Here is a 15,267-nt window from a genome sequence, read left to right as displayed (position 1 = left end):
CTCAGCCGGCCACAGCGGCCAGCTTGCGCTTCTCCTCGTAGAACCGCGCCCGCTCGTCGAGTATCCCGAGGAACCCGATCAGTTCCTCGCGAGCCTGTTCACCCACCGCGCCGAAATCGTTGCGCTCGAAGATGTTCCAGAATCGCAGCACCGGGACCAGCACGTCGTCGTGGTGGATGCGCAGGTCGTAGATACCGGCCTTGGCGATGGTGAGCGCGTTCTGTGCGAAATCGGTCATGCCGACACCGGGCATCGCAAAGTTGATGACCTCATCGCGGATGGCGACCATCGCGTCGTCCGGCGCGATGTCGAGCGCCGCGGCCATCAGGTTCCGGTAGAAGACCATGTGCAGGTTCTCGTCGGCCGCGATGCGCGCCAAGAGTTGGTCGGCGAGCGGGCAGCCCGACGCGCGCCCGGTGTTGCGGTGCGAGACGCGGGTGGCCAGCTCCTGGAACGACACATAAGCCAGCACCGACAGGGCACTGCGGTCACCCGCGTCGTAGCCGGCGACGGTGTGCTCCATGCGCAGCCGTTCCAGGGCGACCGGATCGACGCCGCGGGTGACCACCAGGTAGTCCCGCAGCGCGATGCTGTGGCGACCTTCCTCGGCCGTCCATTGACCGATCCAGGTGCCCCAGGCGCCGTCCCGCGAGAAGCGGGTGGCGATCTCGCGGTGGTACGACGGCAGATTGTCTTCAGTCAGCAGGTTGACGGTCAGCGCCGTCTTCGCAACCGGGTCCAGCGGCGAATCCTCGGGCTGCCAGTCCTCGCCGCCGAGGAAGGCGAAATCGCGCCCGCGGCTCCACGAGACGTAGTCGTGCGGGAACCACTCCCGCGACATCTTGAGGTGCCGGTCGAGGTTCTGCGCGACGACGGGCTCCAGTTCGTACAGCACGGCGGCCTGGGTTTCCATGGGTCATTCCCTTCATCGGTGGTCGGCGTCAGGTCCACACCCTCGAACCTACGGTACCGTAACCTACGGTACCGTAGGTTAGCGTTCGATGACGGGATGGTGACCAGCTTCGTCGGCCCTTTCCGGCAAAAAGCCCGGTCCGTGGCATGACCACAGACCGGGCTCTTGTTCAGCGACCCCGGGGAAAACCATCAGCCCCGCAGCGCGGACACGAAGATCGCGGGCAGTTTGGCCCAGCTCGGCTTGCCGGTGAAGGCAGTGAGGAGCCTGCCGGTGGAGGCGGCCGTGCGGTTGTTGACGAACCACGGCGGCTTCGGCGAGATGGACAGCTCTCCCCCGATCAGCGAGCGCGGCGACGGCCGGAACGGACCCCGCACCACCGTGCGCTCGGGCTTCTCGAGCAGGAAACCGTTGTGCACCACACCGATTCCGCTCTGCACGTCATTCAGCGTGTGCCCCGGAAAAGCGCCCCAGGTGGCGTGCGGGGTCAGGTAGCCGACACCGGTCCAGGCGTTCACCGCCACCGTGCCGTAGTGCAGCGACTCGATCATGGCGTCGAAGGCCTTGCCCAGCGCCTTGATGGTGGCGGGCGCCGCGACGATGTTGACGCCCAGGGTGCCGACGAAGTCCTCGTTGGCCAACCGGGTGGCCTCGCGGATGAACTCGACACCGTCACTGTCCAGGTCGATGACGCCGTACACCGGCGAGAAGTACTCGGTGCCCAGCAGCGCGGTGCGGTCCTCGGGGTCCACCACCAGAACCCGATCACCGAGCCGTTGAGCCTTCGGATACGTGGCCTCGGCGCTGGCGACCCGGGAGTCGGAACCCGGGTAGTACGCCGCACGCTTGGGTGCCGCGGCGATGGCCTCGGTCAGGGCCGCGACGAACTCGTCCCGCTGCGCCCACTTCGAGGACAACACCACGACCTGCGAGGCGACGCAGTTGTAGCCGTTGTTGTGCAGCCGCTGCGTGGCGATGTGGTTGGCCTGAAACTTGATATCGGCCTTGCTCCACTTGCCGGGCACGACAATGGTCGGCGAGACCCCACCGAGCTCGCTGGTGATGTCCTTGTGCAGGATCGGCTCGCCCGCGGCCTTGCGCCGGGCACCCTCCTCGCCCACACCGAAGACGATGGCGTCGTGCGTCAGCGCGCTGCCGGTCATGTGCACGTGGTCGACGGCGTCGTGCTGCACCAGGTAGGTGCCGACGTCGGCGCCACCGGTGAGAATCCGCACCGCGCCGAGTTCGATGAACGGCGCCAGCACCTTGGTCAGCACCGGCAGGATCGGATCGGTGACCGGGTTGAGCTTGAGCGCGACGACGCGGTTGTTGGCGATCAGCTCGTAGACGGTGTCCAGCGGGGCGATGGACGTGATGTTGCCGGCGCCGAGCACGACGCCGATCCCGTTGGTCTTGCCCGGATCCCGTTGCGCCAGACCGGCGGTCCGCACGGCCTCGTCGCGGCTGACGCCCGGCTGCAGCCACACCTGCGCACTGAACCCGGACAGCAGCAGCTTGTCGAAGATGTTGAGCGGCAACACATCCACCGTGGTGCGGCCCGCGGCGGTGCCGAAGGCGGCGCCGTCCAGCGGGCTCTTCCCGGCTTCCAGCTTGGCCAGGCTTGCCGACAGCGCGGCAGCCCCCGCGGCAAGCGGGTACGGCCCGGAGATCCATTCCTCACCGACCAGCGGCGACTCGGGATTGAGCTGCTTGATCCGGACGGCGGCCTCGACCCACTCGGCGCCGTGCTGCACCGCCAACTGCTGCACGTCGTCGAGAATCTCCCGCCGACGCGCCAGAGAGGTTGCGGCCCAGGCTTTCTCACCTTCGGCGAGTTCGTTCAGCGCCTGGTCCACCAGAGCCGTGTACGCAATGTCGGTCATGTACTGAATTCTCCCGGTGGTGCGGTCGGAATGGGCCGGAATCAGCCGGCGTGTGCTTCGAATTCCAGCAGCGCGTCGCTGTGGTTGTGCTCGTACGGCTTCGGCCCCTGCCCGAGCGCACGCTTGGCGACGAGCGCCTGGTACTGCTCGAACGGCGTGGTCCGGCCCCACTTCTCGCGGGCCTCAGCCGGGGTGTAGGTGACCGAGTTCTGCGCCGGGATCTTCATCAGCGTCGGGCCGACGATCGGCGTGGTGTGCGGCGTGGTGAAGTCCAGAATGGCGAGCTCGAGGCGCGGGATGCTCGACACCGCGCGCAGGAACGGCCGCGCGATCAGCTTGGCGATGACGTCGTCGGAGTAGTTCTGCGGGATACCGCCGAGGGTGCGCATCCACTTCGGCATGGTGGCGATGATGGCGCGGCGCATCGGCCAGTTGAACACGCGGCGCATCCAGCTCGGCACCCGCTCGGGAAGGATGTGATAACCGAGGTCGACCAGGTAGTTCATCATGTTCTGGGCCACCTCGGAGCCGGCCATCTGCGGCCGGTACTGCTCGAAGTACTGCTGGATGCCCTCGCGCGTGCGCGGCACGTCGTCGGGGTTGATGGTCTGGAACTCGGCGGCACGCGCGCATTCTTCCCAGTACTGCAGTTCCTCGGCCTCGGTCAGCTTGCCCGGACCGAACACCTCGTAGGTGTAGAGGATCGAGTGCCACGCGGTCAGGTGGATCCACAGCTGCGAGTACGGATCGTTGGCGTCGAACTGCTTGCCGGTGATCGGCTCGGTGCCGATGGCCTTGCCGTGAATCTTGACCAGGATCTCGGAGGCGTCCAGCACCGCCTCGGCGTCACCGAAGGCGACCAGCGCGAAGTACTGCATGGTGCGGTCGTAGCGCAGCCGGGTGCGGGCGTACACCTGGCCGCTGGCGTCCACCGCGGCGGCGAGGTACGGGTCGAGGTGCTCGATGGTGACAGCGCGGGCGAAGCCCAGCAGCAGTGACGTCGGGTAGCTCCACACCCGCCAGGTCATGGAGTCGGGACCGAAGAATCCGTAGTCGACCGCGGGCGTCAGCTTCGTGTCCGCGGCCGGCAGACCGGCAACCCGTCGAAAAGTGGCGACAGCATCCATCGTCGTTCCCCTTTGAACATGAAGGCGCCACCTGCTGGCGCGGTTCGATAAATGGTACGCCACGTACCACTAGATAGCTAGACTCCCACTGATTGGATGCATCAGGTAACTCCCGACCAGGTACATGAGGTAAACAAGGAGCCATGGCGAGTGCCACCACCGGTCGCTGGGCCGGCCAACGCGAGCGCAGACGCGCTGAGTTCATCGATGCTGCCCTGGTGGTGATCGAGCAGCACGGGCCGCAGACCTCGACCGAACAGATCGCCGCGCACGTCGGCGTCAGCCGCACCAAGCTGTACCGGCACTTCGTCGACGCCGCGGACCTGCAACGCGAGGTCGCGCACCGCACCGCCCAGATGATCACCGCGGAACTCGCGCCCGTGTGGCGGCCCGAGGGCAGCATGGCGCAGATCGTGAACGCCGGCGTCAGCGCGCACGTCCACTTCCTGACCCAGCACCCGAACCTGTACCGCTACCTGCAGCGCTGCTCCATCGACGAAGGTTTCAACGCCTTCGCCGACATCAAGATCACCATCGCCAACCTGCTGACCGCGGTCCTCAAGGTGTATGTCGCGGCCTTCGATGTGGCGGCCGACGCCGAGCGGTTGTCCTACGGCATCGTCGGCCTGGTCGAGACCGCCGCGGGGCACTGGCTCGAGCAGCCGGCGCGCGACTCCCAGGACGCCCTGGTGGCCGACCTGACCCGCTGGATCTGGTTGATGCTCGACGACTCTCTGCGCGCCGGCGGCGTCTACGTGGCGGCGGACGAGATCCTGCCGACCGCGGCAGAGATCGCCGAGAACTCGGACCGCTACCGCGATCCGGGCCGCTTACAGGCGCTGAACCTCTAACCGGGTCAGGTCGCGTCGGGGTCGAACGTCGTCGTCCCCGGCTGCGCCGGCGGCGTGGCGGTACCCGGTGTGGGTGAGACCCCGTTGACCTCGGGTTTGGTCTGCGGTTTGGGCTGTTCCGGGGTCGACGTGTCGAACGCACCGGTGATGAACGAATCGTCACCGTCCAGCAGATGCTTGGTCAGGGCCGCGCGCGGCGTCATGCCACGCAGCTTCTGCAGTTCACTGAGGGGCTGACGCAGGTCCTCGAACTCCGGGCCGAGGTCCTGGCGCAGCTGGCTGGTCGCGCCGGTGAGGTATTCGCGGACCTGCTTGAGGCTGCCGGCCGTCCATCGGATGGCGCCGGGCAACCGCTCGGGGCCGAGGATCACCAGGCCCGCGATGACCAGCACGAGCATCTCGCCCCATCCGATGTTGGCGAACATCAGCTGGCCGGGGTGTCTGCGTTGGGGACGACGGTGAGGGTCACGTGCCGGCCATCGCGAATCACCTCGATGGGCGCCGGCTGGCCGATCTGCAACTGCCGCACCGCGACCACGAACTCATCGGCGTCGGCGACCTTGCGGTTGCCGACCTTGACCACGACGTCGTTCTCCAGGATGCCGCCCTTGTCGGCGGGGCTGCCGGCGACGACGTTCACGACCTGAGCGCCCGAGGCGACCTTGTCGCTGGCCGACTTGGCGTTGAGGCCCAGCGTCGGGTGGAAGATCTTGCCGTCCTTGATCAGCACCTCGACGGTGGCCTTGACCTCGTTCACCGGGATGGCGAAGCCCAGACCACTTGCGCTGTCGGACAACGACTTTCCGGCCGTGTTGATCCCGATGACCTCGGAGTTCATGTTGATCAGCGGGCCACCGGAGTTGCCGTGGTTGATCGAGGCGTCGGTCTGGATACCGTCGATGACGGTGTCGGTGTCGGAGCCTTCACCCGACAGGGGCACCGGGCGGTGCAGCGCGCTGATGATGCCGTGCGTGACGGTGCTGCGCAGACCCAGCGGGGCGCCGGCCGCGATGACCTCGTCACCGACCTTGACCTTGTCCGCATCGCCGAACTTCGCGACGACCAGGTTGTCGACGTTGTCGACCTTCAGCACCGCGAGGTCGGTCTTCGGATCCCGGCCGACGAGGTTGGCCGGCACCTGCTTGCCGTCGTTGAACACCACGGAGATGTGGTACTTGCTGGGGTCCTTGGCCGCGTCGGAGATGACGTGGTTGTTGGTGACGACATAGCCACGCCCGTCGACCACCACGCCGGAACCCTGCGATCCGTCGGTGTCCCCCATCGCTTCGATGGTGACCACCGAATCCGCCACGGCCGCAGCGACTTTCGCGAACCGGCCGGCGGGCAGGTCCCCGCCGTCACTGGTCTTCAAGGTGACCTTGGAGGTGGTGAACGCCTCGACGACCTCGGCGGTCTTGCGCCCGACGACGCCGCCGACCAGGCCCACCACCAACGCCAGCAGGGCCAGGACCGCGAGCGCCGTCATCGACACCTTGCGGCCGAACAACACGTCTCGCACACCGAGCTTGCCGACGGGAGCGGCGACGACCACCTGAGGCGGCGGCGGCAGGGCCGGGGTACCGAGCGACGGCGCGGCCGACGGATCACGCCAGGGATCGGCGACGATGTCGTCGTCCTCCCTGCCCTCGGCTTCGAGCGCACCGGCGTCGGCGGGGTGCCGCTGCAGGGACTCCGTGGCTCCGCCCGGCCGCCCGAAGGCTTCGGCCAGAACGGGATCGGGCGCCTGGTTGGTCGGGGTGTACTCCCCCTGGTTCCGGGCCTTGATCTGGTTCTCGGCGAGGAACGAACCGGTGAAGCCCTCCGGCCGACCGAACGCGCGCTGCGACGCCGGGTCCACGGGGGTGCGCGTCACCGGACGCGGGGCCAGACGGGGGCGATCGCCGGACATGTCCTGATTGGTCACCGGTGTTCCACTCCCCATCTGCTGGCTCTACCCGCACTGCCCGCGGGAACAGGCGTGACGGTCACTCAAAAATTCAGACTCAACCCTACCGGCGCCGACGACGCTCCCGCGGCGGCCGGTCGGCGAATTCCTGGTCTTCGATTCCGGATGTCTGGATATCCGCGAACTGCATCGACGTGTCGTTCGGGATGTTCGCGAGGGCACCCAGCAAAGAGTTCGGCGCGATGATCGGGCAGGAATCGCGCAGGGCGCTGCGGGCCTGTCCCTGGGCGTCCACCTCGGCGGCGCAATCCGGGCACTGCGACAGGTGATGGGCGGCGCGCAGGTGCGCTCCCATCTGCAGTTCACCGTCGACGAAGGCCGCGATGGCCTCGATGGCCAGGTGTTCCGTGGATCCGAAGCGACGCGGGCCGACGGGCCCGTCAGTCTGGGAGGCGAACTGGGCGGGCAGCCAGGAGAACGCACGACGGAACAACTGTCCCCGGTCGACCATCACCGAGCTCCTCTCCGCGCCACGCCTTCGCCCGCGCTGCCGTTACTACTGAATGTAGCGCGACAACCTGGGACGGATACGTCACAACGCTCAGGCGGACTTCGCGGAGATGGCCGCAGCGGCCGCAGAGTAGTCACCGGGGTGGCTGGCCAGGTACTCCCGCAGCGCCTGACGGCCGCGGTGGATGCGACTGCGCACGGTGCCCAGCTTGACGTCGAGCGTCGCGCCGATTTCCTCGTAGGACAGTCCTTCGATGTCACAGAGGACCACTGCGGCACGGAACTCCGGGGGCAGCGAGTCCAGTGCGGCCTGCAGATCCGGCCCCAGCCGCGAGTCGTGGAACACCTGCTCGGGGTTCGGGTCGTCGGCGGGCACCCGGTCGTAGTCCTCGGGCAGCGCCTCCATACGGATGCGGGTGCGACGGCGGACCATGTCCAGGAACAAGTTGGTGGTGATGCGGTGCAGCCAGCCTTCGAAGGTGCCCGGCTGGTAGTTCTGCACCGAGCGGAACACCCGGATGAAGGTCTCCTGGGTGAGATCCTCGGCGTCCTGCGGGTTGCCCGACAGACGGTAGGCCAGCCGGTACACCCGGTCGGCGTGCTGACGCACCAGCTCGTCCCACGACGGCATGGTCGCCACGTCGCCCGTGGCGTCGAAGACGGCGGTCCCGGTCAACTCGTCACTGACTTCGGCCCAATCCAACTCACCGTCGGCGACCGGGACATGGGACATGTGGGTCGGGGCAAGCAGCGCGGGGGCCGGCATGGCGGTCGTGGCAATCTCCAGTTCCATAGGTTCGTCGTCGTAGGCAGACGACGTATCAGCACCAACCGGCACCTGGAGTCCGATATTCCCGATGCCACGGATATCCGGCGACTGCCGGAGGCCGGAATCGGTTTGCAGATCGTTCACACTTGCGTGCATGGCGATTACGGTTCCCCACCCTGGTGAGGTTGATGTATGAGCAAACTGAACTTTTCCTGAGAAACCGGATTCCAGGGCCATGACCTGGGGATACCCACAGAATGTTCGCCAAAACTTAACCTTGCCTCCCGGGCGTGGCGCGGTGTCGCTCAGGGTCGACTCTCAGCCTTCCGATCACCCGTGTTGCCACCTCGGTGCGATGAGCGTGTGCTGACCGGCGGCTTGCTGCCAGTTCGTTACGCTGCGCACATGTCCAGCACCGATGACCCGACGGTTTCGTCCGGCAGTGGCCAGCCCGCGCCGGCTCCGGCCGCCCCCGCTCAGGCGGCGCCGACTCAGCCCGTCGCGGCTGCACCCGCCGCGGCCCCCAAGCCCAGCACGGCCGAGGCCATCGTCAAGCACGCCGAGCGGTCCATCACCGAGGAACCGATCACGGCGGCGGCCCGGGAGCGGGCCGAAGAGAGCGGGGCCAGCCCCGTCACTCCGGCCGTGGGCGCGCTGCTGAGCGTGCTGGCCAAGATCGCGTCGGCCAAGGCCGTCGTCGAGGTCGGGACCGGCGCGGGCGTCAGCGGGCTGTGGCTGCTGTCCGGCATGCGTGACGACGGCGTGCTGACCACCATCGACATCGAACCCGAGCACCAGCGCCTGGCCAAGCAGGCGTTCGTCGGCGCGGGTGTCGGGCCGTCGCGCACCCGGCTGATCGTCGGCCGCGCGCAGGAAGTCCTGACCCGCCTGGCCGACGAGTCCTACGACCTGGTGTTCATCGACGGCGAGCCCGCCGACCAGCCGCAGTTCGTCGCCGAGGGCGTCCGACTGCTGCGATCGGGGGGCGTGATCGTCGTGCACCGGGCAGCGCTCGGCGGCCGGGCCGGCGACGCCTCGGCCAACGACCGCGACGTGACGGCCGTACGCGAGGCCACCCGCGCCATCGCCGAGGACGAGCGGCTGACGCCGGTCCTGGTGCCACTGGGCGACGGGCTGCTGGCCGCCGTCCGCGACTGACCTTTCGCGAGCCTTGGCGTTGACCGAGCCTTGGCGTTGACCGAGCCTTGGCGTTGACTCTGTATCCAGGGCGCAAAAAGTCGAGTAGCCAACGCCCTCACCGCAGGATCAACGGCCAGCGCGCAGCTTTCGGCGTTCACTCTGTATCCACGGCGCAAAAAGTCGAGTAGCCAACGCCCTCACCACAGGATCAACAAGCGCCAGGCGCCAGCTGATGCCGCGCCCTTGACGTCTCTGTCGAATTTTTACGGGCTCTTGACGGGTCTGATCCTTGACGCCCGACTGAACGCGTGTTTAGCGTATTAAACATGCGTTCAGTGGAAGACCTCACCACCGTCGCGCGAATTCGCGACGCGGCGATCGACCAGTTCGGTCAGCACGGGTTCTCGGCGAGCGTGCGCAGCATCGCCGCGGCCGCGGGCGTCAGCGCCGCGCTGGTGATCCACCACTTCGGCTCCAAGGAGAAGCTGCGCGAGGCGTGCGACGCCTACGTCATCGAGACCGTCAGGGTCGCCAAGAGCGAGTCGATGCAGAACGCCAGCCCGAGTGCATGGTTCGCGCAGCTCGCCGAGATCGAGTCTTTCGCACCGATGACGGCGTACCTGATGCGTGCCCTGCAGACCGGCGGCGACCTGGCGAAGTCGTTGTGGCAGAGCATGATCGACAACGCCGAGGGCTACCTCGAAGAGGGTGTGCGCGCCGGCACGCTCAAACCCAGCCGCGACCCCAAGGCCCGTGCCCGGTTCCTCGCCCTGACCGGCGGCGGCGCACTGCTGACCTACATCCAGCTGCACCCTAACCCGACGGATTTCCGCCAAGTGCTGCACGACTACGCCGAGGACATGCTGCTGCCCTCGCTCGAGCTCTACACCCAGGGCCTGATGGCCGATCCGACCATGTACGAGGCGTTTCTGGCGCAACGCGAAGCAGGCAAACCGATCGTCCCCACCACCGAGGAGTGAATGTGAACGCCGCTACAGAAGCCATCGCCATCGACACCCTGACCAAGAACTTCGGTGCAGTTCGGGCACTCGACGGGCTGAACCTGCGGGTCGAACGGGGCGAGGTGCACGGCTTCCTCGGCCCCAACGGCGCGGGAAAGTCGACGACCATCCGCATCCTGCTCGGTCTCGTCCGTGCCGACTCCGGCTCTGTCCGCCTGCTCGGCGGAGACCCGTGGACCGACGCCGTGGCGCTGCACCGCCACATCGCCTACGTACCAGGCGATGTCACGCTCTGGCCGACGCTGACCGGCGGCGAGACCATCGACCTGCTGGCCCGCATGCGCGGCGGCATCGACGAAAAGCGGCGCGCCGAACTCACCGAGCGGTTCGACCTGGACCCCACCAAGAAGGCCCGCACGTACTCGAAGGGCAACCGGCAGAAGGTCTCGCTGATCTCCGCATTCGCCTCGAATGCCGACCTGCTCCTGCTCGACGAGCCCAGCAGCGGCCTGGATCCGTTGATGGAGAACATCTTCCAGCAGTGCGTCGCCGAAGCCGCCGCCCGCGGCACCACCGTCCTACTGTCGAGCCACATCCTGGCCGAGACCGAACGACTGTGCCAGCGGGTGACGATCATCCGTGCCGGCCGGACCGTCGAGACGGGAACACTCGAGTCGATGCGGCACCTGTCGAGCACCACCATCAAGGCCGACATGATCAACAACCCGGGCCGGATCGACCATCTCCCAGGGGTTTCCGACATCGTCTTCGACGGACGGATGCTCACCGCCAGGGTGGAATCCGAAAGTCTCGGCGCCGTCATCAAGGCCCTCGGCGACGCCGGTGTGCGCTCACTGGTCAGCCAGCCACCGACCCTGGAGGATCTGTTCCTGCGGCACTACGACAGTGGCCGGGGGCGCCGCGAACCCGAGCAGGTGCGGGCATGACCGCCGTCCTGGACCGCCCGGCTCAGCCGGCCCGGCCCGTACCGTCCTCGTCGAGCTTCACCGGAACCCTTGGGCTGCTTCGCCTTTACCTGCGTACCGACCGGATCATCCTGCCGCTGTGGGTGCTGCTGCTGTCCCTGCCGCTGTCGACGGTCTACATCGGCAGTATCGAGGCCGTCTACCCCACCGCGGCGGGGCGCGCCGGATTCGTCGCGAGCATCATGGCCAGCCCGGCCCAACGCGCGATCTACGGCAACATCTACAACGACAGCCTGGGCGCCGCCGGCATCTGGAAAGCCGGCATGTTCCACGTGCTGATCGCCGTCGCCGTCATCCTCACCGTGATCCGGCACACACGCGCCGACGAGGAGACCGGACGCACCGAGTTGATCGACTCGACGGCCATCGGCCGCAACGCGAGCCTCACGGCCGCTCTGCTGTTGACCGGCGGCGCCTCGCTGCTGACGGGGCTGATCGGATTCCTCGGTCTGCTGAAAACCGATGTGCCCGTTATGGGTTCGCTCGCCTTCAGCTGTGCCCTGGCCGCCTCAGGGCTGGTGTTCACCGCCGTGGCCGCGGTGGCCGCACAGCTGTCCGCCAGCGCCCGGGTCGCCCGCGGTGTTGCCTTCGGGGTGCTCGGCGCCGCGTTCACATTGCGGGCGGTGGGCGACGCCAGTGGCAGCGAGCTGTCCTGGGCTTCGCCGTTGGGTTGGTCGCTGTTGGTCCGCCCGTATGCCGGTGACCGGTTCGGGGTGCTGGCGTTGCACCTGACGCTGACCATCGCGCTGGTCGTGCTGGCCTACCAGCTTCAGAGCGCCCGCGACGTCGGCGCCGGCATGTTCGCCGAACGACGCGGCCGGCCCAGGGCCACCGGAATGCTCAGCGGTCCAACAGGATTGGCCTGGCGACTGACCCGCGGCTCGGTGCTCGTGTGGACCGTCGGGCTCGGGCTGTACGGGCTGCTGGTGGGCAGCGTCGTGCACGGCATCGGTGACGAACTCGGCGGCAGTGCGTCGGCCCACGACATCATCACCCGACTCGGCGGAACCGGCGTGCTGGAAGAGGCGTTCATCGCGATCGCCTTCAACATGCTGGGCATGGTCGCCGCCGCGTTCGCGGTGTCCCTGGCCCTGCGGCCCCACCAGGAGGAGACCGGCCAGCGCGCCGAGACACTGCTCGCCGGCGCGGTGAGCCGGACACGTTGGCTGGCAGGCTATCTGGCCATCGCCCTGGCCGGCACCACCGTGGCGATGCTGACGTCGGGCCTGCTGGCCGGCGTGACCTACGGCGCCGCGGCCGGCGACATCGGCGGCAAACTGGCGCTGGTGCTGGGCTCGGCGGCCGTCCAACTGCCCGCCGTCTGGCTCCTGGTGGCGGTGACGACAGTGCTGTTCGGCGCGCTGCCCCGGTTCACCCCGGTGGCGTGGGGTGCGCTGGTCTGCTTCATCGCAGTGTATCTGCTTGGCTCGCTGGCCAATTCGCCGCACTGGGTGCTGAACCTCGATCCGTTCAGCCATATCCCGAGGGTCGGGTCCGGCAGCTTCACCGCGACGCCGTTGCTCTGGCTGCTGGCCCTCGACGCAGCACTGATCATCATGGGCGCCTTCACTTTCCGGCGCCGCGATCTACGGTAGGAGGAATCATGAAGCTTGCTCTGCAGGCACTCGCCTCGGCGGTAGGCGGCATCGTCTTCTTCGCGGTGCTGCTGTGCGTGCCGGCCGGCACCATGCACTATTGGCAGGCTTGGGTTTTCATCGCGGTCTTCATGGTCGCCACCATGGTCCCGAGCATGTATCTGGCCATCAAGAACCCCGAGGCACTGGCCCGACGGATGCGCGGCGGGCCGACGGCCGAGACGCGCCCGGTCCAGAAGCTCGTCATCTGGGCGATCCTGGCGTCGGTGGTTGCGACCGGGGTGGTCAGCGCGCTGGACTGGCGCTTCGGTTGGTCCCACGTGCCGACCGCGGTCGTGGTGCTGGGCGACGTCGTCGTGGGGGTGTCGCTGGTCGCGGCGCAATGGGTGGTGATCCAGAACAACTTCGCGGGCGCCAGCATCTCCGTCGAGGCCGGGCAGCCGGTGATCTCGACCGGGCTGTACGGCATCGTGCGGCACCCGATGTACATCTGCGCGCTGATCATGATGCTCGCCACTCCCCTGGCCCTGGGCTCCTACTGGGGACTGGTCCCGGTGCTCGCCAGCGCCCCGGCACTCATGGTGCGGATCTTCGACGAGGAGCAGATGTTGCGCGCCGAACTGCCCGGCTATGTCGCATACACCCAGAAGGTGCGCTACCTGCTGCCGTACGTCTGGTGACACCGCGGGATTTGGGCACGAAAATCCGCGGACAGCGCGGGACATCGTGCACAAATCCCCCAGACTGGACGGGTGGAACTGTTCACCGGTCTCGGCTTGGCCACCGCGTCGGGGCTCAATGCCTACATCCCGCTCCTGGCGATGGGCCTGTTGGGACGCTTCACCAATCTGGTGGAACTGCCGCACCCGTGGGCATGGCTGACCAACGGCTGGGTCATCGGCATCGTGGCGGTGCTGTTGGTGGTCGAGATCGTCGCCGACAAGGTGCCGGCCCTCGACAGCGTCAACGACACCATCCAGACGTTTGTCCGGCCGACGTCCGGCGGCATCGTCTTCGGCTCCGGCACCGCGGCCCAGACCGCGGCCGTCACCGATCCGGGGGCCTTCGCCAGTTCCGGACAGTGGATTCCCGTCGTGATCGGAGCCGTCACCGCACTGGTCGTATCCCTGACCAAGTCGACGGTGCGCCCCGTCGCGAACGTCGCCACCGGCGGGCTCGCAGCCCCGGTCCTGAGCACGGTGGAAGATGTCACGAGCGTCGGGCTGGTGATCATCGCGATCGTGCTACCGGTACTGGTTGTCGTCGCGCTCGTGGCCCTCGTCTGTGCCGCAGTCGCACTGCTGCGCCGCAGAAAACGCCGCAATGTGAGCGACGTTGCCGTCTAGATCCAGACGCCCTTACCCACCGCGACCACGCCGCCGGCGCTGACGGAGAACCGTTCGCGGTCCTTCTCCAGGTCGACGCCGACCATCTCCCCCGGCCCGACGACGACGTTCTTGTCCAAGATGGCGTGCCGGACTACGGCACCGCGGCCGACCCGGGCGCCCGGCATGATCACGCTGCCCTCGACGATGGCGCCGTCGTCGACCACGACGTTGGACGACAGCACCGAGTTGCGCACGGACGCTGCCGAAATGATGCTGCCCGCCCCGACCACCGACTCCTGCGCCGAGCCGCCGTTGACGAACTTCGCCGGGGCCAGATGCTCCGACTCACCGAGAATCGGCCAGCGCCGGTTGTAGAGGTTGAACACCGGGTGCACCGACACCAGGTCCATGTGGGCGTCATAGAAGGCATCGAGCGTTCCGACGTCGCGCCAGTAGCCGTGGTCGCGCTCGGTGGCCCCGGGCACCTCGTTGTCGTTGAAGTCGTAGACCGCGGCCATCCCGTCGGCGACCATCTGCGGAATGATGTTGCCGCCCATGTCGTGGTCGGAGTCGTGATTCTCGGCGTCCACGCGGATGGCGTCGATGAGCGCCTTGGTGGTGAACACGTAGTTGCCCATGGAGACGAACGTCTGGTCCGGGTCGTCGGCGCACGACGGAGGCTCCGCAGGTTTTTCTATGAAGCTGCGGATGCGGCCCGATTCGTCGGCGTCGATGCAGCCGAAGGCTGACGCCTCGGCGCGCGGCACCCGGATGCCGGCGACCGTCGCGCCTGCTCCGCTCTCGATGTGGAACCGCACCATCTGCTCGGGGTCCATGCGGTACACGTGGTCCGCGCCGAAGACCACGATGTAGTCCGGGTCCTCGTCGTAGATCAGGTTCATCGACTGGTAGATCGCGTCGGCCGAGCCGGTGTACCACCGCGGGCCCAGCCGCTGCTGCGCCGGGACGGGGGTGATGTACTCGCCCGCCAGTCCCGACAGCCGCCAGTTCTGCGAGATGTGCCGGTCCAGCGAATGCGACTTGTATTGCGTCAGAACACAAATCCTCAGGTACCGCGCGTTGACGAGGTTGGACAGCACGAAGTCGATGAGCCGGTAGGCCCCACCGAACGGGACCGCGGGTTTGGCGCGGTCCGCTGTCAGCGGATACAGCCGTTTGCCCTCACCGCCGGCCAAGACGATTCCCAGCACCTGCGGCTGTTCCCTCATGGCACCAAACCTAATAGCCACCAACCGAAGCGGCCAGACATACGCGAGAACCGCTCACGCGTTAACGT

Annotated in this window: 15 protein-coding genes; 7 read left to right on the top strand and 8 right to left on the bottom strand. The window is 67.5% G+C overall.

Going from position 1 to position 15,267, the window contains the following annotated elements:
• Window position 1 precedes the first annotated feature (1 nt).
• The 3 genes from EB75_RS23545 to EB75_RS23535 form a co-directional block, all read right to left on the bottom strand.
• Window positions 2-913 (bottom strand): acyl-ACP desaturase, encoded by a 912-nt coding sequence (locus tag EB75_RS23545; protein ID WP_073697674.1) that lies wholly within the window; start codon window positions 911-913, stop codon window positions 2-4.
• A 191-nt stretch (window positions 914-1,104) separates the two neighbouring features.
• Window positions 1,105-2,796, bottom strand: a complete 1,692-nt coding sequence (locus EB75_RS23540; RefSeq protein WP_073697673.1) for an aldehyde dehydrogenase family protein — start codon at window positions 2,794-2,796, stop codon at window positions 1,105-1,107.
• A 41-nt stretch (window positions 2,797-2,837) separates the two neighbouring features.
• Entirely contained in the window at window positions 2,838-3,923 is a 1,086-nt protein-coding gene (locus EB75_RS23535; protein WP_073697672.1) for an oxygenase MpaB family protein, read from the bottom strand.
• A gap of 143 nt (window positions 3,924-4,066) precedes the next feature.
• Between EB75_RS23535 and EB75_RS23530 the strand changes: the two genes are divergently transcribed.
• Window positions 4,067-4,774, top strand: a complete 708-nt coding sequence (locus EB75_RS23530; protein ID WP_083612529.1) for a TetR/AcrR family transcriptional regulator — start codon at window positions 4,067-4,069, stop codon at window positions 4,772-4,774.
• A 5-nt stretch (window positions 4,775-4,779) separates the two neighbouring features.
• On the opposite strand, the gene tatB is transcribed toward EB75_RS23530, so the two are convergent.
• The 4 genes from tatB to sigE form a co-directional block, all read right to left on the bottom strand.
• Complete coding sequence (gene tatB, locus EB75_RS23525) at window positions 4,780-5,199, bottom strand: Sec-independent protein translocase protein TatB (protein WP_073697671.1); 420 nt, start codon at window positions 5,197-5,199, stop codon at window positions 4,780-4,782.
• Window positions 5,199-6,698, bottom strand: coding sequence for a serine protease HtrA (htrA, locus tag EB75_RS23520; protein ID WP_073697670.1), 1,500 nt, complete (start codon window positions 6,696-6,698; stop codon window positions 5,199-5,201). Before htrA ends, tatB begins: the two co-directional genes overlap by 1 nt.
• 85 nt (window positions 6,699-6,783) lie before the next feature.
• Window positions 6,784-7,191, bottom strand: a complete 408-nt coding sequence (gene rseA / locus EB75_RS23515; protein WP_073697669.1) for an anti-sigma E factor RseA — start codon at window positions 7,189-7,191, stop codon at window positions 6,784-6,786.
• Window positions 7,192-7,281: 90 nt separating this feature from the next.
• Complete coding sequence (sigE, locus tag EB75_RS23510) at window positions 7,282-7,983, bottom strand: RNA polymerase sigma factor SigE (protein ID WP_286150305.1); 702 nt, start codon at window positions 7,981-7,983, stop codon at window positions 7,282-7,284.
• Between the two features lie 381 nt (window positions 7,984-8,364).
• On the opposite strand from sigE, the gene EB75_RS23505 reads away from it, so the two are divergent.
• The 6 genes from EB75_RS23505 (at window position 8,365) to EB75_RS23480 (ending at window position 13,988) form a co-directional block, all read left to right on the top strand.
• Window positions 8,365-9,117 (top strand): O-methyltransferase, encoded by a 753-nt coding sequence (locus tag EB75_RS23505; protein WP_286150304.1) that lies wholly within the window; start codon window positions 8,365-8,367, stop codon window positions 9,115-9,117.
• A 308-nt stretch (window positions 9,118-9,425) separates the two neighbouring features.
• The gene (locus EB75_RS23500; RefSeq protein WP_073697667.1) at window positions 9,426-10,079 is read left to right on the top strand and encodes a TetR/AcrR family transcriptional regulator; all 654 of its coding nucleotides are present in this window, start codon (window positions 9,426-9,428) and stop codon (window positions 10,077-10,079) included.
• Window positions 10,076-11,008 (top strand): ABC transporter ATP-binding protein, encoded by a 933-nt coding sequence (locus EB75_RS23495; RefSeq protein WP_073697666.1) that lies wholly within the window; start codon window positions 10,076-10,078, stop codon window positions 11,006-11,008. The genes EB75_RS23500 and EB75_RS23495 overlap by 4 nt, the downstream gene beginning before the upstream one ends.
• Complete coding sequence (locus EB75_RS23490) at window positions 11,005-12,642, top strand: ABC transporter permease (protein WP_142239782.1); 1,638 nt, start codon at window positions 11,005-11,007, stop codon at window positions 12,640-12,642. The genes EB75_RS23495 and EB75_RS23490 overlap by 4 nt, the downstream gene beginning before the upstream one ends.
• An 8-nt stretch (window positions 12,643-12,650) precedes the next feature.
• Window positions 12,651-13,322, top strand: coding sequence for a methyltransferase family protein (locus EB75_RS23485; protein WP_073697665.1), 672 nt, complete (start codon window positions 12,651-12,653; stop codon window positions 13,320-13,322).
• A gap of 72 nt (window positions 13,323-13,394) precedes the next feature.
• Window positions 13,395-13,988 (top strand): DUF4126 domain-containing protein, encoded by a 594-nt coding sequence (locus EB75_RS23480; protein WP_073697664.1) that lies wholly within the window; start codon window positions 13,395-13,397, stop codon window positions 13,986-13,988.
• Here the strand turns inward: EB75_RS23480 and glgC are convergent.
• Window positions 13,985-15,199: a glucose-1-phosphate adenylyltransferase gene (gene glgC, locus EB75_RS23475; protein WP_073697663.1), complete on the bottom strand. Its 1,215-nt coding sequence runs from the start codon at window positions 15,197-15,199 to the stop codon at window positions 13,985-13,987. The genes EB75_RS23480 and glgC overlap by 4 nt on opposite strands.
• Between the last annotated feature and the right edge of the window lie 68 nt (window positions 15,200-15,267).

The sequence above is a fragment of the Mycobacterium sp. ST-F2 genome (assembly GCF_001905655.1).
In the GTDB taxonomy this organism is placed as follows: domain Bacteria; phylum Actinomycetota; class Actinomycetes; order Mycobacteriales; family Mycobacteriaceae; genus Mycobacterium.
This window is presented reverse-complemented; position numbering and strand designations above follow the sequence as displayed.